The organism is Bacillota bacterium (assembly GCA_023511835.1).
Classification (GTDB): Bacteria; Bacillota; Sulfobacillia; order JAIMAT01; family JAIMAT01; genus JAIMAT01.
Genome location: JAIMAT010000028.1, coordinates 1 through 22,201, shown reverse-complemented (window position 1 = coordinate 22,201; position 22,201 = coordinate 1). Strand labels below are relative to the sequence as shown.

Sequence of the window (22,201 nt, the reverse complement as noted above, 5' to 3'; positions counted from 1 at the left end):
CGCGCCTGAAGCCGGTCCTCGATCGCATCCTCCCTGGCCCGCACCAGATCCCTCAGCGCCTCGTCCTCCTCGTCCGGAACCCCAACAGGGGTGAGCTCCCCGGCCCGCAAGAGCTGCGCCGGGCGCAGGGCGTCCCGGCGGTCGGTCTTGACCCGGTTGCCCGGCTGGCGGGGGATGGGCGTCGGAGCGGCAACGATGCAGACGATTCCCATCTCGCTCAGCTGCCGGTGGAGTCCGTAGCCGGTCGGCCCGGTATCGCAGGCGACCATCAAGTCTTCCGGCTGGCCGAGCTTCTGCACCAGCTTCCGCACCTCTTCAGGACGGTTGGCGATCGTGCCCCAGTACCGGGCGCCCTCGCGCCCCTCCTCCGCCACCGCCACCGCAAGGGTGTCCTTGGAGACATCCAGACCGACGAACCGTGTGGTACCCTTCATCTTGGCCGGATCCTTTCGTAATGTGGCTCTGCGCCTGGGTTTTCTCGAGCGTAACCCACGAGCTGCGAACCAGGGGCCGGCCGCGCTCATCGTAACTAGTATCTTTTTCTAGCAGGGATGAACGGTTTCCTTCCGGAAGGATACTGGCGGAAACAGCCCGTCGCACGGGCTCGCCGGTCCCGCTCCCCCATGCCCCCATGCCATGGGTACGAGAGCTCCGCCAGAGACAGCCGGGGCAGTCACTTGCCGCGTGCGCGGGGTTGACCCGATAAGAATGCCAGCGTGGCGCAAGTACGGCCGCGCAGCCGCACTCACCCCGCTGCGACGGGGCCCTCCCGGTAGACAAGCAGACATTGGGATGAGCTGGCGACGCCGGAAGATGCCTTGCCGGCCGACCGGGGTCGCCCCCCGGGCGCGGGGTGGTGAGGATGAAAGTCGGCAACGTTTTGATATGCTCCGAAATGGAGGTGGCAGCCGTGGACCCCGGCCTCGAGCTCGAGGTGATCTTCTTCCATGACGTGCTCTGCGCCTGGTGTTACGCGGTCACTCCCCGCCTGGAGCGGCTCGCCGGGGACCTGGCGCAGGAGGGCGTCGCCGTGCGGATCGAGCACCGCTCCTTCGCGCTGGCGCCCGAGGCGGCGGACCTGGAGCGGATGTTCGGCTCCCAGCAGGCGGCCAAGCGCGAGATCCTGAACCACTGGCGGGCGGCGAACGCCAACGACGACGAGCACAGGATCCGCGCGGATCTGATGGCCGAGCGAGCCTTCCCCTACCCGTATTCGACGCCGGGCCTGCTGGCCTGCCAGGCGGCGGCGATCCTCGAGGGGAACGAGGGTCACCGGCGGTACTTCGCCCGCGTCCAGCGGGCGCACCTAACGGAGTGCCTGGACATCAACGACCGGGAGGTGCTCCTCGCCTGCGCGGAGGAGGCCGGTTTCGACCGTGGCGCCTTCACCCGCGCCATGGAGAGCGACGAGGCCCGTCGCCGGCTGGAGGTCGACTTGGCGCTGGCGCGCGACTGGGGGATCACGGGCGTGCCGTCCATGGTGCTCGACCGCCGCTGGCTGGTGGTTGGCGCCCACCCCTACGACCGGCTGAAGGCCGCTTTCCAGCAGGTGCTGGCGGAGCGGAACGGGGGGCAGGCGGTGGCGGCTGCCGACCCGGAAGCGGGAGGTGAGCGCAGATGAGCGGCCCCCGGGAAGATCGCCTGCCCGATGCCGCCGTCACCAGTCAAGACGGCCAGGGCACGCCTGCGGCTCGGCCCTCCAAGCCCCTGCTCCTCGTGGGAGAGGAGGGGGCGACCTGCGACTGGGAGAGCGGGAGCTGCAACTTCGACCCGCCCCTCTCCCCGGACGGCTCCCAGGCCGGGTAGCGGCCTCGCGTCGCGGCTCGGAGAAGCCTCCGGTCGCGGGGGCTCCTGGGGCCCGAGGCTGGACAACGATGAGACATGCGGCCTCTCCGGGGGGCAAGCCGGCGCAGCTGGGCAGCTGGCCGCTAAGCTGACGAGATGGAGCAGGCGGCTCCATCGCTCAAGCGACTGGTGCCGCGCGGCCGGCCGCCACCCGTGATCGCCTCCCCCGCGGGCGGTAAGAGAGGCCGCAGCAGTTCCCAGAACGCTCACAGGCGTGCCGGAGCCGTCTGCACGATGTTCGAGCGGGCGCTGAGCCTCAGGACGGCGGTGGCTTCAGGGCTCACCCGTGAGTTGGTCAGGGAGTCCGCGCGGACCTGCGACCGGTCCCTGTCGGGCACGTATTGATCCCGAAGATCTTGTAGATCCCGCACACCCCCGTGATCCCCGTCACCAGCCCCAGGAGCGCCACCACGCCAAGGATCCAGCGCGCGGCGCCGCTGGTGGCGTAGCTCCCGTAGGCGGCCGCCAGGCCCACCACGACCCGGATCACGCGGTCGACGGGTCCCTCGTTCTTCGTCATCGTCCATCCCTCCCGAATGCCTTTCGGGGCGGTGCGGCGCCGGAACCGCGGAGCGCGGGCGCCGCCCGCCGCATCTAACCGGTGCGGAGCGCAGCCTGGAGCCAGGCCGCTTCCTCGCGCAGGGCGCGGAGGAGGGTGACCGTGAGGCTGCTGGCGAGGAGGCGGACGCCCTTGGCGCGGTAGAAGGCCGCCTGCTCCGGGGTGACCGCGAAGCTGCCCACGGGCTTCCCGGCGCGGCGGGCGGCGGCCGTGACGGCGTCGATGGCCGCCTCCACCTCGGGGTGGTCCGGCTCGCCCGGGTGGCCGAGCGCGGTGGAGAGGTCGACGGGGCCGATGAAGAGGAGGTCGACGCCCGGGGTGGCGGCGATGGCCTCGGCCGCCTCGACGCCGGCGCGCGTCTCCACCTGGACCCAGACGCTGACCGCCTCCTCGGCGGCGCGGACGAAGGCGCGCGCGTCGAGGGCGGAGTAGCCGGAGGCGCGCACCACGGGCGCCAGGCTCCGCTCGCCGGCGGGCGGGAAGCGGGCGGCGCGGGCGACGGCCGCCGCCTCTTCGGCGCTCTCCACCTGCGGCACCAGGATGCCGGCCGCGCCCAGGTCGAGCGCCTTCAGGATCCGCTTCGGGTGGCCGTCGGGGAGGCGGACGACGCAGGGTAGGCCCGCCGCGTCGCCCGCGCGCAGGAGCTCCGCCAGCCCCGCCTCGCCCGGCGCGCCGTGCTCGCCGTCGAGGAGCACGAAGTCGTAGCCGGCCAGGCCGGCCATCTCCACCAGCTCGGGGCTCGGGAAGTGGAGGAAGGTGCCGGCGAGCGGCGCGCCCTCCCGCACCCGCCGCGTGAAGCCGGCGCGCCGCTCGGCCGCCTCGCGCAGCGCTTCCTCGCCCATGGCGCTCGCCTCCCCCGGGATCGCTTCTCCTCGCGACGAGGTCGGAATTCGACGGCGGGGCGGCAGCGCCTGCCAGAGGGGTCGGGCTCGCACCGGCGGTCCCGGCCGGCGCGGGGCCGCTGGGGGCCGCCGTCTCGCCCCTCCGGGTGACACCCGCTCGCGCTAGGGCGCGGGCCCGATTGCGGCGGGCGGATTTTCGGTTCTGTGAGCCGTCTCACGTCTCGCGCCTGTTCCTTCCCCTACCGTGCCGGTAGAGGGACGGGGCGGCGGGCCGCGCCGCTCCGCCGGAACGAGGGAACGTGCGGGGGAAAGGAGAGGCGGAGATGGACGAGAGGGCTTCCTCCGGCCGGTTCGGTCGGCTGCTCGCCCGCCAGGCGGGGAGCGAGTCGGGCCTCTGGAAGCACGGCGTGGCGCTCCTCCTCCTGGTCGCCTTCACCGTCCTGATCGCGGGCGGCTACAGCGTCTGGAAGAACCAGGCGCCCGTCCCCGAGCGGGTGGTGGGGCCGGACGGGCGGGTGCTGATGACCGCGCAGGAGATCTGGCACGGGAAGGCGGTCTACCAGAAGTACGACCTGATGGACTGGGGCTCGCTCCTGGGCGAGGGCTCCTACTTCGGGCCGGACTTCACCGCCGACGCGCTCCACCGGGTGGCGACGAGCCTCCAGGCGAGCCTCGCCGAGGCGCGCTACGGGCAAGCGTACGCCAAGCTCGACGCCGCCGAGCGGGCGGCGGTGGACGCGGCGGTGGCGCGGGAGCTGAAGACGAACCGCTACGACCCGGCGACGAAGACGCTCCGGCTGAGCGCGGGCGAGGTGCAGGGGCTCGAGGCCGTGCAGGCGGCGACGGCGCGGCTCTTCCGGAACGGGCGGCCGGCGCAGGCGCTGCCGGCGGACGCGCTGGCCGGCGCCACGAGCGCGGACCTGCGCGACCTGGGCGACTTCTTCTTCTGGACGGCCTGGGTGAGCGCGGCGGAGCGGCCGGGGACGGGCGCCAGCTACACCAACAACTGGCCCTACGACCCGGCGGCGGGCAACACCGTCGCCTGGCCGGCGCTCTGGTGGAGCGCGGCCAGCGTGGCGCTCCTCATCCTCGCCTTCGGCGGCATCTTCTACTGGTACTTCGCGAAGAACCTGGGCATGCAGATGCGGGCGCCGGAGGAGGCGGCGGCGCTCGACCCGGGCGCCGTGCCGGTCACCCCGAGCCAGAGGAAGACCGCCAAGTACTTCGCGGTCGTGGCCGTCCTCTTTCTGCTGCAGACGCTGATGGGCGCCTACATGGCGCACTCCTACGTGGAGGGGACGCGCTTCTACGGCCTCGAGATCGGCTCCTGGTTCCCCTACAACGTGGCGCGGACCTGGCACCTGCAGCTGGCCGTCCTCTGGATCGCCACGGCCTGGCTGGGCATGGGCCTCTATATCGCGCCGCTGGTGGGCGGGAAGGAGCCGCGCCGGCAGGGGCTCCTGGTCGACCTCCTCTTCGGCGCCCTGGTGGTGGTGACGCTAGGAAGCCTCCTCGGCGAGTGGCTGGGCGTCCGGAACGTCTTCGGGCGGCTCTGGTTCTGGCTGGGCAACCAGGGCTGGAACTACCTCGAGCTGGGGCGGCTCTGGCAGATCCTCCTCTTCGCCGGCATGCTGATCTGGCTCGCCATCGTCTACCGCGCGCTCCGGCCGGCGCTCCGGGCGGAGTCGGACCGGGGCGGGCTGACGCACCTCCTCTTCTACACGGCGGTCACCATCCCGGCCTTCTACGTCTTCGGCTTCCTGGTCAACCCGGGGGTGAGCGTCACCTTCTCGGACTACTGGCGCTGGTGGGTCATCCACCTCTGGGTCGAAGGGATGTTCGAGACGTTCGCGGTGGCGGTGATCGGCTTCCTGATGGTCCACCTGGGGCTGGCGACGCGCCGCTCGACGGTGCGCGCGCTCTACTTCCAGTTCGCCATCCTGCTCGGCTCGGGGATCGTCGGCACCGGCCACCACTACTACTGGATCGGCGCGCCGGAGATGTGGATCGGCCTGGGCGCGGTCTTCTCGGCGCTCGAGGTGATCCCGCTGACGCTTCTGATCGGGGAGGCGTGGGAGCAGGTGCGGGTGCTCCGGCGCGGCGGGCGGAGCTTCGCCTACGCGGACGCCTTCCGCTTCCTGGTGGCGACGGGCGTCTGGAACCTGGTGGGCGCGGGGGTGCTGGGCTTCCTGATCAACCTGCCGGTGGTGGCCTACTTCGAGCACGGCTCCTGGCTGACGCTGGCGCACGCGCACGGGGCGCTGATGGGCGTCTACGGCATGTTCGCCGTCGCGCTGGCTCTCTTCGCGCTGCGGAACGTCGTCGAGCCGGCCGCCTGGGCGCGCCACGAGCGGCTGCTGCGGCTCTCGTTCTGGGGGCTGAACGCGGGGCTGGTGGGGATGATCGTGATGACGCTCCTGCCGGTGGGCTTCCTGCAGCTGGCGGAGGCGTTCCGGAGCGGCTTCTTCGCGGCGCGGTCGCTGGCCTTCTACCAGGAGCCGCTGGTGCACGCGCTCCTCTGGCTGCGCATCGTGCCGGACACGGTCTTCATCGCGCTGGGCGTGGTGCCGTTCCTGATCTTCACGGTGCGGGCGCTCTTCCACCTGCGCGCGGTCTCGCTTCGCGAGGAAGCCTGGCCGGAGGCGGCGGAGCGCGGCGCGGCGGCGGCGGCCGGCGCGGCCGGCGGGAGCGGCACGGGCGCGGGCGCTGCGGCCGGGCGGTAGACGAGGCGCGCGGGGGTCTCCCGGAAGCGGGTGCACGACTTGCCACCATGATGGCGGAACCGCCGTCATGGTGGTATATTTTTCCTGGTGAGCGCCCTTGATCCGGATCCAGGTCCAGCTGACGCCGGAGCAACTGGAGGGCGTGCGCCAGGCGGCCTCCTTCCGGCAGGTCTCCATGGCGCAGGTCGTCCGCGACGCGGTCCAGTACTACCTCCTCCGGACCATGCCCGACCGGCCGCGCATGATGGCCCGCGCGGACGCCGTGATGGGCAAGTTCTCCTCGCGACGCCGGCTTCTTCCACCCCGCGACGGCGGGAGCAGCCGGCCGTGATCTTCATCGACACCTCCGCCCTCTACGCCCTCCTCGACCGGGACGACCCCAACCACTGGCCGGCGCGGGTCACCTGGAAGCAGATCCTCTCCGGGGGGCAGACCTTCCTCACCCACAACTACGTCCTGCTGGAGACCGTCACGCAGGTGCAACGGCGTCTCGGCACGGAGGCGGTCGCGGCGCTCCAGGAAGCCATCCTCCCCCAGGTCCTTCTCTTCTGGGTGGACGAGGTGCTTCACCAGCGCGCCATGGCGGCCTGGCTCGCGGCGCCCCGGCCGGGCGAGAGCCTGGTCGACCGGATCAGCGTGGAGGTGATCCGCCTGCGCCACTGCCAGGCCGCCTTCACCTTCGACAAGGCTCTGGGCGCGGCGGCGGGCGTCTCCGTGGCCCCGCTGCCGGCGTCCGAGGGCGGTCCCTGGCCGTGGTGGAAGCCGCGCCGGCGGATGCCATCATGACGTCAAATCCGCCAGCTGCTCGGGCTTTCCGGGGAACTCCCGGACCCGCATGGGCGGGCGAAAACGGCGCCGCCCTCCCTCCGCCCTCCCGGGCGGCCGGAGAGGCTGGCACTCCGATGATGCCTAACATCATGATGGCGGAAATGCCACCATAATGGCATCCGCGGAAGTGCCTTCCGGGACCCCCACCGCGCCCCGCCCTCGGCGCCTCGCCCGGCGCCCCGGCCCGCCGGCGCCGCTTGCGCTCGGGCCTAGCGCGCCACGGCGCCCTCCGCCCGCGGCGCCTCGCCCGGCGCGGCGCGCAGCAGCGAGAAGGCGGCCGCCACCGCCATCAGCGCGATGGCCGCGTAGAAGGCGGCGTCGATGCCCCGCCCGAAGGCCTGGACGGCGCTCCCGTGCAGCGTGGTGGTGCCCACGAAGACGGCGAAGGCCAAGTTGCGCGGGATCTGGCTCGCCGCCACCATCATCGCCGTGGCGAAGGAGAGGACCATGCCCACGTTGGCGAAGGTGCGCAGCATGCCCGAGGCGATGCCGTAGGCGCCCGGCGGCGCCGCCTTCATCACCGCCGAGTTGTTGGCCGGGAAGAAGCCGGCGTTGCCGATGCCGTTGACGACGCTGGCCGCCACCACCCAGCCCAGCGGCGTCGCCGGGCCCAGATGGGCGTACAGGAAGAGCGCCAGCGCCTGCACCGCCAGCCCCGCCGTCGCCGGCAGCGCCGCGCCCAGCCGGTCCGCCAGGCGGCCCGTCCACGGGCCGAGCAGGCCGCCCACCAGGTAGCCCGGCACCAGCAGCAGCGAGGCGGCGAAGGGCGAGAGCTGCCGGATCCCCTGCAGGTACATGATCACCAGGAAGAGGACGGCGAAGTTGCCCACCGCCTGGAAGAAGGCCGCCAGGAAGGAGGCGGTCAGCACCCGGTGGCGGAAGAGGCCGAGCGGCAGCATGGGCGCCGGGTGGCGCGCCTCCGCCCAGACGAAGGCGGCCAGCGCCGCCAGGCCGGCCGCCAGCTCCGCCCAGGAGGCGGGCGAGGGCCCCGCCGAGCTCTGGTGGACCATGGCCACCAGGACGAGCAGCAGGCCGGCGCCCAGGAGGAGCATGCCCAGCGGGTCGAGGCGGCGGCTGGCGTGCTCGCCGCGCTCGCGCAGCACCGCCAGCGCGATCCCCAGGCTGAAGAGGCCGATGGGGACGTTGATGAGGAAGACTTCCTGCCAGGACCAGTACGTAGTGATGAAGCCGCCCAGCAGGATGCCCAGGATGGCGCCCAGGTTCCAGCCCACGCTGGTGAAGCCGTACGCTCGTCCCCGCTCCCGGGGCGGGAAGAGGTCGGCGATGACGGCGCCGCTGTTGGCCGAGATGAGCGCGCCGCCGACGCCCTGGACGACGCGGAAGGCGACCAGGGCGGCGGCGCTGGGCGCCAGCCCGCAGAGGAGCGAGCCGGCGACGAAGACGGCGAAGCCCCACTCGTACATGCGCACGCGGCCGAACATGTCGCCCAGCCGCCCCACCTGGGTGGCCAGCAGGGTGATGACCAGCAGGTAGGCCATGATGACCCAGACGACGTCGCTCAGGCTGGCGTGGAGCGAGGCCATGATGGTGGGCAGGGCCAGCACCACGATGGTGGTGTCCACCGCCGCCATGAGCACGCCGATGACGATGACCGCCAGCGCCCATCCGGTGCGGGTCGCCGGCGACTCTCCCGAAGCCCTTCCCTCACGGGCCAAACGGATCGCCCTCCCCGGCGCCCGGGGGCACCCGTACCCGGGAGCCCCCGGGGCTCCGAGCACCAGCATGCGCGCGGCGGCCGACCCCTGCAAGCGAGCCGGCGGCTCGCCCGCCCGCGCGCCGGTCAGTCGCAGGCGATGGCCGCGCCGTCGCTTCGCGGGTCCGCCCCGCCCAAGAGCCTCTCCCCCTCCACCAGGATCGCCCCGGCGTGACCCATCAGGTCGGACCAGGCCTCCACCAGCGTGCAGGCGTGGCCCAGCGCCTCCAGCTCCCGGACCACGGCCGGGTCGAAGCGGCGCTCCAGCTTCAGCCCGGGCGAGTCGCCGCCCCAGGTGCGCCCGTAGAGCCAGCGGGGTGCGGCGACGGCCTCGGCCGGGTGCATGCCCAGGTCGACGATGCGGGTGGCCACCGCGGCCTGCGTCTGCGGCTGACCCTCGCCGCCCATGGTCCCGTAGACCAGGTACGGGCGCCCGTCTCGCAGCAGCATGGCGGGGTTGAGGGTGTGGAAGGGCTTCCTTCTCGGTCCCAGTTCGTTGGGGCCGCTGGAGGGCGAGAAGGCGACGCCCCGATTCTGCAGCACCACGCCGGTGCGGCCGGCCACCACCCCGCTGCCGAACTCGTAGTAGAGGCTCTGGATGCCCGAGACCGCCAGGCCCCGGGCGTCGACCGCGCCGAACCAGACGGTGTCGCCGCGGCCCGAGCGGCTCAGCGGCGCGTCCGGCAGCGCCGCCTCGGCCCGTACCCGCGCGGCCAGACCGTCCAGGTGGCCCGGCGCCAGCAATTCCGCCGCCCGGATGGCCATCCGGGCGGGATCGCCCAGGTACCGGTCGCGGTCGCCGAAGGCCAGCTTGGTGGCCTCCACGATCCAGTGGATGTGGGCGGCCTGGCCGCGCCGCATGCCGGCCGCGGGAAGCCGCTCCAGGATGCCCAGGATCTCCAGGCTGACCACGCCCTGCGAGTTGGGTGGCAGGTTAACGGCCGTCAGGCCGCGGTAGGCCACGTGGAGCGGCTCCACCCACTCCGGCCGGTAGCGGGCCAAGTCGTCGGCGGTGAGGAGGCTGTGCGCGACGATCTGGGCACCTACGGCACCCTTGTAGAAGCCGTCCGCGCCCCGCTCGGCGACCGTCTCCAGGGTCGCGGCCAGCTCCGGGTGCCTCCACCAGGCGCCGGGCTCCGGTACCCGCCCGCCCGGCGCAAAGACCGAGGCGAAGAGCTCGGCCGCCCCGGGCAGGGCCTCCAGTTCGCCCAGGAGCCGCCTCGTGTCGCGCACCTGGCCCTCGGAGATTGGGAAGCCCTCGCGGGCCAGGGCGATGGCCGGCCTCAGCAGCTCGCGCCACGCGAGCCTCCCGCCCAGCGCCCGCCGCGAGTACCGGTACAAGGCCTCCCAGCCGCCCACCGTGCCCGGCACCGTACAGGCGGCAAGACTCCCCCGCTCCGGGATACGCTCCAGCCCATGGGCGGCCAGCAGTTCCCGGCTCAGCCGCTCGCCCGACGGGCCGCTCGCGTTGAGGCCCAGGGGAGGCTGTCCCGGTCCCGCCAGGAGCCAGAAGGAGTCGCCCCCCAGCCCGTTCATGTGCGGGTAGACCACCGCCAGGGCGGCGGCGGTGGCGACGGCGGCCTCGACGGCGTTGGCCCCCCGGCTCAGCAGGGCTGCGCCCACCTCGGCCGCGAGGCGATGGGGCGCCACCACCATCCCGCGCCGCCCCTCGGCCCCGCGCGGAGAGCGTGCTTCCTCCATACCGATCACCGTCCCGCGAGTCCGAAGATGGCGGCCGCGTTCTTCCGGCAGACGCGCTCGAAGTCTTCGGGATCCTGCACGGACTCGCGCACGAATCGCACCGGCTCCGGCAGCTGCATGTCGAAGGGGCAGTCCGAGCCGAGCAGAATCCGCTCCCAGCCCACCACGCCGGCCAGGGCGGCGAGAATCCGCCGGTCGTAGACCACCGTGTCGTAGTGGAAGCGCTTCACGTACTCCCCCGGCGTTCGCGCCGCCCGGGCGCGGGTCTCCGGCCGGACGCGGTAGCCGTGGTCCAGCCGGCCGACAGCCCAGGGGAAGTACCCGCCCCCGTGGAGGAGGACCACGCGCAGGCCCGGGTACCGGTCGAGCACGCCGCCCAGGATCAGCGAGGCGGCGGCCACGGTGGTCTCCAGCGGGTTGCCGATCAGGTTGCCGAGGTAGTAGCTCGCCAGCCGCTCCCTGGCCGGGGTGTTGACCGGGTGGAGCACCACCGGGACGTCCAGCCCCTCCGCCGCCTGCCAGAGCGGCTCCAGCAGCGGGTCGTCCAGATTCCTGCCGAGAATGTTGGTCCCGAGGAAAAGGCCCCGCATGCCCAGCTGCAGGACCGCGCGCTCCAGCTCCCGGGCGGCGGCCGGGTGCGCCGCCGGGACGGTGGCCAGGGCCGCGAGGCGGTCCGGCCGGCTGCGGACCGCCTCGGCCAGGGCGTTGTTGACCAGCCGGCAGTAGCGGACCGCCTCCTCCCCGTCCAGGTCGTAGCCGAAGATGTCCACCCAGGTGGAGAGCAGGGCGAAGGCGACGCGCTGCCGGTCCATCTCCTCCAGGCGCCGGTCCAGGTCGGTCATGGCCGCGAAGAAGGGCCGGCTGGCGGTGCGGGGGAAGTGCAGGACGGGACCCCGCTCCCCTTCCTCCACCCGGATACCGTAGGCCTGGCCGTTCCTGCGCAGCTCCTGGAGGACCGCCGGCGCCACGAAGTGCGCGTGGACGTCCACCGCCCCGCCCGGCACCTCCTCCCTGGGCTCCGCCGGCCCCGGTTCGGCGGGGAAGGGCTCCTGCCCGCGAGGGCTCGAGCCCGGGCTCGCGGCGCTCATCGCCCGGCGTCCCCGACAATCTCGTTCCACAGGGTTCCGATGGCGCCGCACTCCACTTCCACCCGGTCGCCGGGGCGCAGCCAGCGCGGCTCGGCCATCCCGAAGGCGCAACCGGGCCCGGTCCCCGTGGAGATCAGGTCGCCGGCCCGCAGGGTGAGCCCGCGCGAGAGGTCGGCGACGATGCGCGCGATGTCGAAGATCATCTCCCGCGTGTGGAGCCGCTGGCGGATCTCGCCGTTGACGCGCAGGGTCAGCTCCAGCTCCACCGGCCAACCCACCTCGTCCGCGGTGACGATCCAGGGGCCCACCGGGCAGAACGTCTCCAGGTTCTTGCCCTTGAACCACTGGCCGTGGAGCCGCTGCAGGTCCCGCGCGGTCACGTCGTTGACCAGGGTGTACCCGAAGATCCTTGCGGGCACCTCGTCCTCGCCCACGTCACGCCCGTCGCGGCCGAGGACCACCCCCAGCTCCGCCTCGTAGTCCAGCTCGCGCGTGTGACTCCAGGCCACCACCGGCCGGCCGTTGCCCACCACGGTGGCGGCCAGCTTGGTGAAGAACATGGGCGCGGCGGGCAGCGCGGAGCCCTCGCCCGCGCGCGCCCCTTCCCGCACGTGCTCGGCGTAGTTCTTTCCGACGCAGAAGACGGGCCGGTCCGGGCGGACCAGCGGCGGCAGCCAGCGTACCTCCGCGGGCGGCTCGGCCCAGGCGCGACCGGCCTGCGCCAGCCGGGCGAGCCGCTCGACGGCGTCGGCATCCTCCACCGCGGCGGCCAGCGACCGCGTGGCGGCGTCGGGCGGCGCCCCCAGGCGCTCCCGGGCCAGCTCCAGGTCCACCACGCCCGCCTCCGTCCAGGCGCAGACCGCCTGGCTGCCGTCCCTCCGCTCCAGCAGCCCCAGCCTCACGGGACATCCACCCGCGCAAAGAATCGTGCAGGAGCGCCTTCCACTCCGCCGATCTTGTAGAATGCCGCGAAAAATTCCACCCGCTGGGGCAGGCTGCCCAGGTTGGTCAGCTGCTCCATCAGGAAGATCCCGTATCCCAGGAGCTCCCTGTGGACGACGAAGTCTTCGGAGCCGAAGTCAGGCAGCCGGGCCGCATACTCCTCGAAGAAGTCGAAGCCCACCGCCCTGGGTCGCCTTGCGGCCAGCCAGCGCGCCGCCTCCACGGTCAGGTAGGGCGAACGGGTGAAATACTCCGGGAAATGGCCCCACATGCGGTCCGACCAGCCCGTGTTCAACAGCACGATCTCCCCGGGCTGGACGGCGACGCCGGAGCGCTCCAGATCCTCCGCCGTCACGCCCTCTTCCGCCCCCACGTGCGTCAGGTCGACCCGGACCGCCTGGCCGAAGAGGGTGTCCACCCCCAGATCGTCGGTCGTCTTGCCGTCCCGGAAGACGTGGGACGGGACGTCGATGTGGGAGCCCGTGTGGATGCTCATGGCGAGCGAAGAGGCCACCCAGAAGCCGGGACCGCGGAAGTTGGGCGTCACGCCCACTTTGACGTTGGTCGAAGGCGGACCGTACGTCTCCGCGTCCACGCGCACGCTCAGGTCAATGTAGGGCATGGGCTCCACCTCCGTGGCCGCTGTCGGCCGTTCTCCGGCAGCCGTTCAAGGCCGGAATCCCGCGGGTGCCGAGATCACGCTGGTGTCCAGGGTCGCCAGATTCTCCGCCGTCACGCCGATGGCCTGAGTCTTGATCACCTTCTGGTACGGCTGGTGCCGGACCAGCGCCACGGCCGCCCGGACGGCCTCCCGCCCCTGCTGCACCACCGCCTGGGCGGCCTCGCAGGCGATCTTGCCGTCCTTCAAGTACTGCTCGCCCACCTGGCTCAGGTTGGCCGTGGCGATCTTCACCTGGCCCGTCTTGCCCGCCGCCGAGAGCGCGTCGGCGGCGCCGGCCCCCAGGTCGTCCGTGACCGCGAAGACGCCCTTCAGGTTGGGGAAGGCCTGCAGCCAGTCCTGCATCAGGGTGACACCCTGGTTCCGTTCCGAGGGGCCGAACTGTTCGGCCACGATCTTGATGTTGGGGAACTTCTGCGCCAGCGTCTCCTTGAAGCCCTGGTCGCGGTCCTGCGCCCAGTTCACCCCCGGCGGACCGGCCATGATGGCCACCTGTCCCTGGCCGCCCAGGGCCGTGCCCAGGCACTCCGCGTCAAAGGCGCCCATGCCGTAGTGGTCGGCACCCACCTTGACGGCCAGCTTGTCCGTGGCCGGCAGGCTGGAGAGTCCGATGACGGGGATGCCCTGGGCCACCGCCTGGTCCACCGCCGGCGCCACGGCCTTCGAATCGGTGGCGCCCACCAGGAGGACGTCGACCTTCCGCTGGACGAGCGTCTGGATCTGCTGGATCTGCCTGGCCGACTGGTCGAATCCGCCGGCGTCCACGGCGATCACCTGGACCCCCAGCTTCTTGGCCTCGTCTATGACGCCGTAGTCCATGGAGACCCAGAAGGCCGTCGAGATCGCCGGCATGGCCAGTCCCAGGGTGATGGTCTTGGGGCTGCCGCCCGTGCTCCCGGCCGAAGTCGCTCCGCCCGTCTGGGAGGCTTGTCCGCCCGAGCCCGAGCCGCCGCAGGCGCTGGCCAGCACCGCCAAGCTCAGCAGGCCGGTCAGCGCCGCTCTGCGGAATCTCCGCCCACTCCCCGCCCGTTCCCTCTCTACAGGTCCGGTCCCGCGGAACCTCATCCGATCAGGCAACCCCCTCACCGACCCTTTCCCGCATCCATCTGCGCAGCGCGTAGTCCCAGACCACCGCCAGAATCATGGCCACGCCCAAGACCACCTGCTGAACGTAGGGCGTGACGCCCACCATGACCATCCCGTCCGCCAGGATGGTCATCACCAGCGCGCCGCCCGCAGCACCCAGAACCGAACCGCGACCACCTCCCAGCGACGTCCCCCCGATCACGGAGGCCGCGATGGTCTGCAACTCCAGCCCCACGCCCAGGTTGGGCTGTCCAGAGCCCGCCTGGGCGGTGAAGAGAATGGCCGCGAAGGCCACGGCGCCCCCCGAGACCACGTAGCTCAGCCAGCGGTAGCCGTCCGCGTGGACGCCGCCCAGGCGGAGGGCGTCAGCCGCGCTGCCCGCGGCGCGCACATACGTTCCGAAGGTGGTGGAGGTCAGGGCGACGTGCGCCACGGCCACCAGGAGGAGGGCGATCCAGACCATCAGCGGAATCCCGAGCCAAGAGCCCCAGCCGATGCTGGTGAAAAGGGCCGGCAGCCCTGAGACGGGCTGGCCTCCGCTCACCTCGAAGGCCAGTCCGCGCGCGAAGGTCATCATGGCGATGGTGGCGATCACCGGTTGAACGCGGAACCTGGCCACCACCGCGCCGTTGACGCTCCCCAGGAGGACGCCCACCGCGAGGAAGACGAGCATGCCCGCCGGGGCGCCGCCGCGGACCGCGGCCAGCGAGCCCAGGATGGCGCAGGCGGCGGCCACCGAGCCCACGGAGATGTCGAGACCACCGCCCGCGATCACGAAGGTCTGCCCGATGGCCGCCACGGCCAGCGGGGCCGCCTGGTTCAAGATGCTGATGAAGTTGGCACCGCTGGCGAACTGCCCGCTCAACCCCGAAAAGAGGGCGAGGAGCACCGCCAGGAGAAGCAAGAGGTCCGCCCTCCACCGGAAGAAACGGCCGAGCCAGGCGGTTCGCCCGAAGCTCCTCACGCCGCCTCACGCTCCCTCGCCAGCACGCGCAGCCAGACCGGGACGGTCAGCTGCTCCCGGGAGACGAGGGCGGCCACCGTGATGACGCCGGTCGCCATCTGCTGGACGTAGGTCGAGACGTTGGCCAGGCGCAGCCCGTTCTGCAGGACGCCCAACACCAGGACCCCGACGATGGCCTGCGCCAGCGTGCCCCGGCCGCCCGACAAGGCCACGCCCCCCACGGCCAGCGCGGCAATCGCCTGGAAGGGCAGGTCCGGCGCCATGTTGGGCTGGCCCGAGACCACCCGCGAGGCCAGGACCACCGACGCCACACCGGCCAGGAACCCGCTCAGCACCAGGCTCAGGAAGCGCACCCTGCCCGTGGGCACGGCGCTGTAGTAGGCGGCTCTCCGGTTGGCGCCGACGGCGAAGAGGTACCGGCCGAAGACGGTCTTGTGGAAGAGCACGTCCAGGAGCAGGAAGGCGGCGAAGACCATCAGGGCGGAGACGGGCACGGGCCCCACCAACCCCTGCCCCAGGTACTGGAAGCCCTGCGGGGGAAACTCCACAGGCACGCCGCCCGAGAGAATCAGGGCCACGCCCTGCACCGACGTGAGCATGCCCACCGTGGCCACGAAGGAAGGGATGCCGACCCGCGCCACCAGCAGCCCGTTGATCGCCCCCACCGCGGCCCCGGTCAGGCTGCCACAGAGCCAGCCCGCCAAGTTGCCGTATCCGTGGGCGGCCATCACCGCCACCATGGAGCCGATGGCCGCCACCGCGCCCATGGAGAGGTCGACCTCGCCGGCTCCCACGGCCGCCATCTGGCCGAAGGCGGCCAGGGCCACCGGGGCGCTCTGGCTGAGAATGGCCAGCAGGTTGCCGCCGCTGAGGAAACGGGGTTCCAGGAGGGAGAAGCCGACCATCAGCACGGCCAGGAGGAGCAGCCCCTGCAGGGTGACCGTCCACTCGCTGCGCGGCCTCATGCCGGGACCACCTCCCTCGCGCCCGTGGCCACCTCGAGGAGGAGCCCGGCGTCCGCCTCGGCCCCCGGGATCTCGCCCACCAGCCGGCCGTCGCGCAGCACCAGGATCCGGTCGCAGACCCATGCCGCCTCGCGGAAGTCCGAGGAGATGATCAGGATGGCGTAGCCCCGGTCGGCCAGCTCGCGCAGAAGGCGGTAGATCTCCGCCCGCGCGCCCACGTCCACGCCCCGGGTCGGCTCGTGCAGGATCAGGATCTCCGAGGCCGTGCTCAGCCACTTCCCAATGGCCACCTTCTGCTGGTTGCCGCCGCTCAGCACCTCCACCGGCGCCTCCAGCCGGTCGGGCACGATGCGCAGCGCCTCGATCAGCTCGCGCGCCCGCTCCCGCTCCGAACCGCTGCGCAGGAAGCCGAACCGGGCGAAGTGTCCGATTCCCGCCAGCGTCAGGTTCTGGACCAGGCTGTGGCCCATGATCAGCCCCTCGTGCCGCCGGTTCTCCGGCACGTAGGCCACGCCCAGCTGGACGGCCTCCCGCGGGCTCCCGATGCGCACCTGGCGCCCGGCCACCGACAGCCGACCCCCCTGGAGCGGGGCCACGCCGAAGAGCGAGCGTGCCAGCTCCACCGTGCCGGAGCCGAGCACCCCGGCCACGCCCACGATCTCGCCGCGTCGCACCTCGAAAGAGACCGGTCCCAAGGCTCCGCAGCGCAGATCCCGCACCTCCAGCAGCGCCTCCGCCGCCCGGCCAGCGGCGCGGGCTTCGCTGCGCCGCTCCTCCACCTCGTGCCCCACCATCTCCCGGATCAGCGCCGCCGGACCGATCTCGCCCACACGGTGCCGGCCCACCACCGTCCCGTCGCGGATGACGGTGACGCGGTGACCGATCTCGGAGATCTCCTCGATCCGGTGGGAGACGTAGAGGATGCTGGTCCCCTGGCCGGTCAGCCGCCGGATGACGTCGAAGAGCCGCCTGCTCTCCCACGCCGTCAACGCCGCCGTGGGCTCGTCCATGATCAGCAGGCGCGCCTCCCGGGAGATGGCCTTGGCGATCTCCACCAGCTGTTGCTCGGCCAGGGAGAGCAGCTCCACCGGCCTGTCCACGTCCAGCTCCACGCCCAGCTGGGTCAGCGCCCGGCGGGCCGCCTCCCGGATCTCCCCGCGCCGCAGCAGGCCCAAGGGACCGTGGGGCAGTCGCGAGACCGCCAGGTTCTCGCCGATGGTCAACGCCGGGATCAGGCTCAGCTCCTGGTGGATGGTGCGGATGCCGCGCCGCTGGGCCTCCGCCGGCGTCGCCAGGCGGACCGGTTCTCCTTCGATGCGGATCTCGCCGGCATCAGGCGGATAGACGCCCGAGAGAATCTTGATCAGCGTCGACTTGCCGGCGCCGTTCTCCCCCAGCAGGACGTGCACCTCGCCCGGCTCGACGGCCAGATCGACTCCGCGCAGGGCGCGCACGCCTCCAAACTCCTTGTGCACGTCCCGAATCTCGACGAAGGCCACGGCATTCACTCCCCGGACGTGGCCCGGCTCAGGCCAGCGCGGCCCGGAGCCAGTCGGCGACGAACGGACGATATTCGGCCGCATAGTTCTCGCAGACGTGGTTGCCGTCGCGGTAGCACTGGAACGTCGCCGCAGGCGCCTCCCGGACGATGCGCTCGGCGTCTTCCACCGGAAAGATGGCGTCCTCGCCGCCGTGGACCACCAGGATCGGGCGGCGCAGCTCCTTCAGGCTCTCCTCCAGGCTGACTCGCTCCGCCAGGGCGGCGGCCTCCTCCGGGCTTCGCGCGCCGCTGAAGAAGGCGAAGTCCCGCTGCAGCAGCGGCTGAAGCCGGCTCCAGTAGGAGAGGTCGTAGGGCCCGCCCAGGTCGACGGCCGCGCGCAGCCTGGGCTCCCGAGCGGCCGCCTGCAGGGAGAGGTAGCCGCCGAAGCTCCGCCCCAGAACCCCGATGCGGCTGGCGTCCAGGTCGGGCTGGCGGGAGATCCAGTCGACGACCGCGGAGACGGCCCGGTGGTAGTGGGGCGTCCAGGGCCGCTGGCGACGGGTCTCCCCCTGGCCGGGCCCGTCCAGGCTCAGCGTCGCCAGACCCGCGCGAACCAGCCAGTCCTCCAGCGCGTGGAGCTCCTCCTTGCTCGAATCCAGTCCGGGAAGAAGCACGACCGCCGGATGGGGCGGATCGCCCGGCGGCAGGCGCAGGATGGCGGGCAGCGTGATCCCGTCGTACGGGATGCGGACCTTCCGCCCCGGCGGCTGCATGGTGGGCAGCGCCGACTCCATGCAGGCCACCGATCGCCGGTGGAGTTGCCAGCGCAGCTCCAGGTCGTCGAAGATCATGAACTGGGCGAAGTGGTAGTAGGCGGAGGCCCGGAGCAGGTAGCTGGTCCGCGCGAGCGGGAACCCCCGGGCGGCCATCTCTGCGGCGAGGCCCTCGTAATGCTCGCCCATCCGGCTCCACGCCAGGCTCCAGGGAGAGCCCGAGCGAATCTCCTCCAGGATCCGCTCCAGATCAGCGGCGTCGCAGCCGTCCGCCAGGAAGCGCGGGGTCCAGTTGCCCAGGATCTGCTCGACTTCCTGCATGCAACGCCACCTGCTTCCCCAGGAAGGTGGCCCGGACTGGAAGCATCTGGCTGGACCCCGAGCGCTCCGCGTGGTAGCGTGGCTTGGTGGTATGCTGAGTATACCAGCAGCCGGGTTGACCAAGAGTCTATCGACCGTGACGGAAGGATGTCAAGGGGGTGGTGGACGTTGCCGTTCCAGCCCATACGCCGCGATAACGCTTACGAGATGATCGTCCACCAGATCGAGGAGATGATGCTGACCGCGGAGCTGCGGCCGGGCGACCGCCTGCCCCCAGAACGGGAACTGGCGGAATCCTTCGGCGTCAGCCGCGTCACCATCCGCCAGGCCATCACGGTCCTCAAGTCCAAGGGACTCCTGGAAGTCCGCGCCGGCGAGGGCACCTACGCCACCGAGCGCTCGCACCACCTGGTGGTCGCCGCCCTGGCCGCCGAGCTCGGCTCGCTGCGCGACCAGGTGGTCGAGCCCATCGAGGTGCGCAAGCTGCTGGAGCCGCAGATCGCTCGCCTGGCCGCCGAGCGTGCCACGGAGGAGGACGTGGAGGAGCTGGAGCGGATCATCGCCGCCCAGCAGGTGAAGTTCGAGGCCGGGGAGGCCTTCGTCGACGAGGATACCGCCTTCCACCGGAGGATCGCCACGGCCGCGCGGAATCGCATGCTGCTCTCCGTGGTGGACTCCACATGGGAGATGCTGCGCACCAGCCGCGCCCTCTCCCTCAGCACGACGGAGGGAGCGCGGCTCTCGCTGGCGGGCCACCGCGAGATCCACGAGGCCATCCGCGCGCACCGGCCCGACGAGGCCCAGCTGGCCATGGCCCGGCACATCGACACCGTCAGCGCGCTCATCCTCTCCCAGTACGGGACGGCCGGAGGCAGCAAGGGGGCGGTGGTGGAGGGCTCCGGGAGCCATGGCTCCTGAGAGCCCGGAGCGAAAGCGCCGCGGATCGGCGGCGCCCGGCGGGGGATGCGTAGCGGCTGCACCCGCGCTCCTGGCTCCGGCGCGGGTGCAGCCGTCTTTCCGAGAGCCCCGCTGCTGCCGCCGCGGGTGACTCCCCGCGCCCTGCTCCGGCCTACCCTCCGGCGGTGGCGGGGATGCCGGCGATGGGCGCTTCCTCGGTGCCGGGGCTGCTGCGGGTGATGGCCTCGGACTGGCGCCGGGCCGCCTCGGGGTCGGTCACCCAGGTCCGGTAGAACTCGTAGGGGCATTCGGCGAAGCCGGCCTCGCCGTCGCCGGACTTGAGGGTGGCCGTGTAGCCGCGGTGGAGGAGCTTGTAGAGGTGGTTCTGGGACTGCCAGTTGCGCCGCGCGTCGCGGATCTGGCTGACGGAGAGCTCGGCGTACTGGACCTCCATGGGCGTGGTGCCGCACTCGCCCAGGACGCGCCCGTCGAAGCCGATGATGGAGGAGTGGCCGAAGTAGGAGTAGACGCCGTCCCAGCCGGCCGCGTTGGCCACGGCCACGTAGACGTTGTTGGCCCAGGCCATGGCCCGCGCCATGGTCACCTGCTGCTCGGCCGCCGGGTACATGTAGCCCTGGCAGCGGACGATCAGCTCCGCGCCGCGCATGGCGGCGTCGCGCCAGGTCTCCGGGTAGTTGCCGTCGTCGCAGATGATCAGGCTCACCTTGAGCCCCTTGGGCCCCTCGGAGACGTAGGTGCAGCCGCCGGGGTACCAGGGCTCGACGGGGCACCAGGGCATGATCTTCCGGTAGCGCTGCACGATCCGGCCCCGGTCGTCGATGAGGACCAGCGTGTTGTAGGGCGTCTTGCGCGGGTGCTCCTCGTGCCGCTCGCCCGTCAGGGAGAAGACGCCCCAGACGCCGTTCCGCCGGCAGGCCTCGGCGAAGATCTCCGTCTCCTCCCCGGGGACCTCGGCCGCCAGCTCCATCATCTCGCGCTCGTCGTAGAGGATGCCGTGGGTGCTGTACTCGGGGAAGACGACCAGGTCGAGGCCGGGAAGGCCGAGCTTGAGGCCGTCGATGGTCTCCGCGATCCTGCGGCAGTTCTCGAGGACCTCGCCGCGCGTGTGCAGGCGCGGCATCGCGTAGTTGACGACCGCCACGCCCACCGCGTCCCGGCTGGACGAGATGTCGCCGTGCCGCATCGCTCCACCTCCCCTCGTCCCGCCCGCGGACCGCGGGCGGTCTGCCGGTATTGGAGCACGGGCCCGTCCCCGCCGCCGGTCGAAACGGGGCGGGCGGCTTCCTCCAGCCGGCGCCAGCCGGTGCCAACCTGCGTCACCGGTTGCCGCGCTTCGCCGGGCCGTGGGGGAGACGGGACGTGCGTAGCGGTGAGGGGGCGGGTGCCCGCGGACGCGGGTCCCGCCCCCTCCCTTCTCTGGCCAGCCTATCCGGGACCTCCGGCCGCCGCGCCCCGGCGCGGCCGGCCGCCGGTGCTACGGCTGCGAGCCGCCCGTCGTGCCGCCGCCGGTCGAAGTAGAGCCGGAGGTGCCGCTACCGCCGCTCGAGGTGCTGGTGGCGGTGGTGCTTCCTCCGGCGCCGAGGCCGACGATGGCGATGTTGCCCTGCGCCTGCCAGCGGACGGGGACGCCCAGGTACTCCGCCAGGTAGCGGAGCGGCAGGAGCGTCCGGTCACCCCGGATCACCGGCGCCACGTCCAGGGTGACGCTCTGGCCGTCCACCACGGCGGTCGTGGAGCCGATGGTGAAGACGACGGTGTGGCCGTTGGCCTGGACCGTGACGGTGTTGTTCTGCCCGTCCCACGTCACCTGCGCCTTCAGCGCCTCCACCACCGCGCGCACGGGGACGAGCGCGCGGCCGTGCACCACCACCGGCTGCACGTCGAAGCTGGGCTGGGCGCCGTTGACGAAGACGTGGAGCGCGCGCTCCTCGCGCTGGGCGTAGAGCCGGCCGAGCGCGGCGAAGGCGTCCTCCATCTCCTTCTCCTTCTCGTAGACCGAGCCGGAGACGGTGCCGCCGCTCGCGTAGGTGGCCCCGGTGACGGAGTTGTCGGCGGCGTAGGTGGTGCCGCTGACGGTCTGGTCGCCGTAGACGGAGCCGCCGACCGACTGGCCGTCCTCCTCCAGCGTGGCTTCCAGCACCTGTTCGGCGTCGCCGCCGTCGCCGCGCGAGGCCATCTGCTGCGCCGCCTGGAGGGCGACGCCGCTCAGGCCGTGATGGCCGTGCATGAACTGGCGGAGCGCCTGGGCGAAGCCCCTGCGGTCGGCGCCCGCCTGGGTCGCCAGCTGCTTGAAGAGGTCGACCAGCTGGGCCGGGGAGAGCGCCCCGGCCGCCGCCTGCTGGAAGGCGTCGATGAGCGAGAGGTCGCCCGTCGACCCCGAACCCGTCCAGCTGCCGCCGGCGGTCGCGCTGCCCGTCCAGGCGCCGTCTTCGCCGTCGCCGCCCTTGTCGGCCAGGGCCGGCAGCGGTCCCGCGGCCAGCACCATGGCCAGCACCAGCGCCGCGCCCAGCGCGGCCAGGAAGCGTCTCTTCATCCTCTTCCTTCCCTCCCGTGAAGAAGCGGATTCCGCGAACCGGCGGCCGCCCGGCCGCCGAGCTCAGCCCAGGCTGCTCACGCTCCCGCCGGCGCCGGCCGGCGCCACGCCCGTCTGGGCGAAGGAGCCGAGCCAGCCGCTGATGGTGCGGTACTGGCTGACGGCCGCCTCCATGGCGAGGAACTGCTGGGTGAGCGTCTGCTGCTCCAGGTCGAGCCGGCTCTGGAAGGCGGTGATCTG

The 22,201-nt window shown here is 72.3% G+C and carries 21 protein-coding genes; 6 read left to right on the top strand and 15 right to left on the bottom strand.

Annotated elements, in window-relative coordinates:
• The coding region (locus K6U79_06140) for a transposase (GenBank protein MCL6521942.1) at positions 1-434 on the bottom strand (434 nt) is incomplete at its 3' end.
• Positions 435-895: 461 nt separating this feature from the next.
• On the opposite strand from K6U79_06140, the gene K6U79_06135 reads away from it, so the two are divergent.
• Together K6U79_06135 and K6U79_06130 are read left to right on the top strand one after the other, a co-directional pair.
• Complete coding sequence (locus K6U79_06135; GenBank protein ID MCL6521941.1) at positions 896-1,621, top strand: DsbA family protein; 726 nt, start codon at positions 896-898, stop codon at positions 1,619-1,621.
• Positions 1,618-1,806, top strand: a complete 189-nt coding sequence (locus K6U79_06130; protein MCL6521940.1) for a hypothetical protein — start codon at positions 1,618-1,620, stop codon at positions 1,804-1,806. The genes K6U79_06135 and K6U79_06130 overlap by 4 nt, the downstream gene beginning before the upstream one ends.
• Positions 1,807-2,140: 334 nt before the next feature.
• Here the strand turns inward: K6U79_06130 and K6U79_06125 are convergent, their stop codons facing one another.
• Complete coding sequence (locus K6U79_06125) at positions 2,141-2,365, bottom strand: DUF2892 domain-containing protein (protein MCL6521939.1); 225 nt, start codon at positions 2,363-2,365, stop codon at positions 2,141-2,143.
• 74 nt (positions 2,366-2,439) lie between these two features.
• Entirely contained in the window at positions 2,440-3,246 is an 807-nt protein-coding gene (locus tag K6U79_06120) for a hypothetical protein (protein MCL6521938.1), read from the bottom strand.
• Positions 3,247-3,569: 323 nt separating this feature from the next.
• On the opposite strand from K6U79_06120, the gene K6U79_06115 reads away from it, so the two are divergent.
• From K6U79_06115 to K6U79_06105, 3 genes are all read left to right on the top strand, one after another.
• Complete coding sequence (locus tag K6U79_06115) at positions 3,570-5,969, top strand: cbb3-type cytochrome c oxidase subunit I (protein MCL6521937.1); 2,400 nt, start codon at positions 3,570-3,572, stop codon at positions 5,967-5,969.
• A 97-nt stretch (positions 5,970-6,066) separates the two neighbouring features.
• A complete protein-coding gene (locus tag K6U79_06110; protein ID MCL6521936.1) occupies positions 6,067-6,300 on the top strand; it encodes a hypothetical protein in 234 nt (77 codons plus the stop codon).
• Positions 6,297-6,755 carry a PIN domain-containing protein gene (locus K6U79_06105; GenBank protein ID MCL6521935.1) on the top strand — a complete coding sequence of 153 codons (459 nt, stop codon included), beginning with the start codon at positions 6,297-6,299 and terminating at the stop codon, positions 6,753-6,755. The genes K6U79_06110 and K6U79_06105 overlap by 4 nt, the downstream gene beginning before the upstream one ends.
• A gap of 251 nt (positions 6,756-7,006) precedes the next feature.
• On the opposite strand, the gene K6U79_06100 is transcribed toward K6U79_06105, so the two are convergent.
• Genes K6U79_06100 through K6U79_06055 form a run of 10 tightly spaced genes read right to left on the bottom strand, consistent with a single transcriptional unit; the run spans position 7,007 to position 18,510 of the window.
• Positions 7,007-8,542 carry an MFS transporter gene (locus K6U79_06100; protein MCL6521934.1) on the bottom strand — a complete coding sequence of 512 codons (1,536 nt, stop codon included), beginning with the start codon at positions 8,540-8,542 and terminating at the stop codon, positions 7,007-7,009.
• Between the two features lie 56 nt (positions 8,543-8,598).
• Positions 8,599-10,167, bottom strand: a complete 1,569-nt coding sequence (locus tag K6U79_06095; protein ID MCL6521933.1) for a gamma-glutamyltransferase family protein — start codon at positions 10,165-10,167, stop codon at positions 8,599-8,601.
• Between the two features lie 50 nt (positions 10,168-10,217).
• Positions 10,218-11,300 (bottom strand): amidohydrolase, encoded by a 1,083-nt coding sequence (locus K6U79_06090; protein MCL6521932.1) that lies wholly within the window; start codon positions 11,298-11,300, stop codon positions 10,218-10,220.
• On the bottom strand, positions 11,297-12,202 hold the full coding sequence (locus K6U79_06085) for a fumarylacetoacetate hydrolase family protein (protein ID MCL6521931.1): 906 nt from the start codon (positions 12,200-12,202) through the stop codon (positions 11,297-11,299). The genes K6U79_06090 and K6U79_06085 overlap by 4 nt, the downstream gene beginning before the upstream one ends.
• Positions 12,199-12,864, bottom strand: a complete 666-nt coding sequence (locus tag K6U79_06080; GenBank protein MCL6521930.1) for a cyclase family protein — start codon at positions 12,862-12,864, stop codon at positions 12,199-12,201. Before K6U79_06080 ends, K6U79_06085 begins: the two co-directional genes overlap by 4 nt.
• 45 nt (positions 12,865-12,909) lie before the next feature.
• On the bottom strand, positions 12,910-13,986 hold the full coding sequence (locus tag K6U79_06075) for a TMAO reductase system protein TorT (protein MCL6521929.1): 1,077 nt from the start codon (positions 13,984-13,986) through the stop codon (positions 12,910-12,912).
• A 4-nt stretch (positions 13,987-13,990) separates the two neighbouring features.
• Positions 13,991-14,971 (bottom strand): ABC transporter permease, encoded by a 981-nt coding sequence (locus tag K6U79_06070; GenBank protein ID MCL6521928.1) that lies wholly within the window; start codon positions 14,969-14,971, stop codon positions 13,991-13,993.
• Complete coding sequence (locus K6U79_06065; GenBank protein ID MCL6521927.1) at positions 14,968-15,936, bottom strand: ABC transporter permease; 969 nt, start codon at positions 15,934-15,936, stop codon at positions 14,968-14,970. The genes K6U79_06070 and K6U79_06065 overlap by 4 nt, the downstream gene beginning before the upstream one ends.
• On the bottom strand, positions 15,933-17,435 hold the full coding sequence (locus K6U79_06060; GenBank protein MCL6521926.1) for a sugar ABC transporter ATP-binding protein: 1,503 nt from the start codon (positions 17,433-17,435) through the stop codon (positions 15,933-15,935). Before K6U79_06060 ends, K6U79_06065 begins: the two co-directional genes overlap by 4 nt.
• A 28-nt stretch (positions 17,436-17,463) precedes the next feature.
• On the bottom strand, positions 17,464-18,510 hold the full coding sequence (locus tag K6U79_06055) for an alpha/beta fold hydrolase (protein MCL6521925.1): 1,047 nt from the start codon (positions 18,508-18,510) through the stop codon (positions 17,464-17,466).
• 168 nt (positions 18,511-18,678) lie between these two features.
• Between K6U79_06055 and K6U79_06050 the strand changes: the two genes are divergently transcribed.
• A complete protein-coding gene (locus K6U79_06050; GenBank protein ID MCL6521924.1) occupies positions 18,679-19,428 on the top strand; it encodes a FadR family transcriptional regulator in 750 nt (249 codons plus the stop codon).
• A 151-nt stretch (positions 19,429-19,579) separates the two neighbouring features.
• Here the strand turns inward: K6U79_06050 and K6U79_06045 are convergent, their stop codons facing one another.
• Together K6U79_06045 and K6U79_06040 are read right to left on the bottom strand one after the other, a co-directional pair.
• Positions 19,580-20,611: an aliphatic amidase gene (locus K6U79_06045; protein MCL6521923.1), complete on the bottom strand. Its 1,032-nt coding sequence runs from the start codon at positions 20,609-20,611 to the stop codon at positions 19,580-19,582.
• A 291-nt stretch (positions 20,612-20,902) separates the two neighbouring features.
• Positions 20,903-21,961 (bottom strand): hypothetical protein, encoded by a 1,059-nt coding sequence (locus tag K6U79_06040; protein MCL6521922.1) that lies wholly within the window; start codon positions 21,959-21,961, stop codon positions 20,903-20,905.
• Positions 21,962-22,201 lie beyond the last annotated feature (240 nt).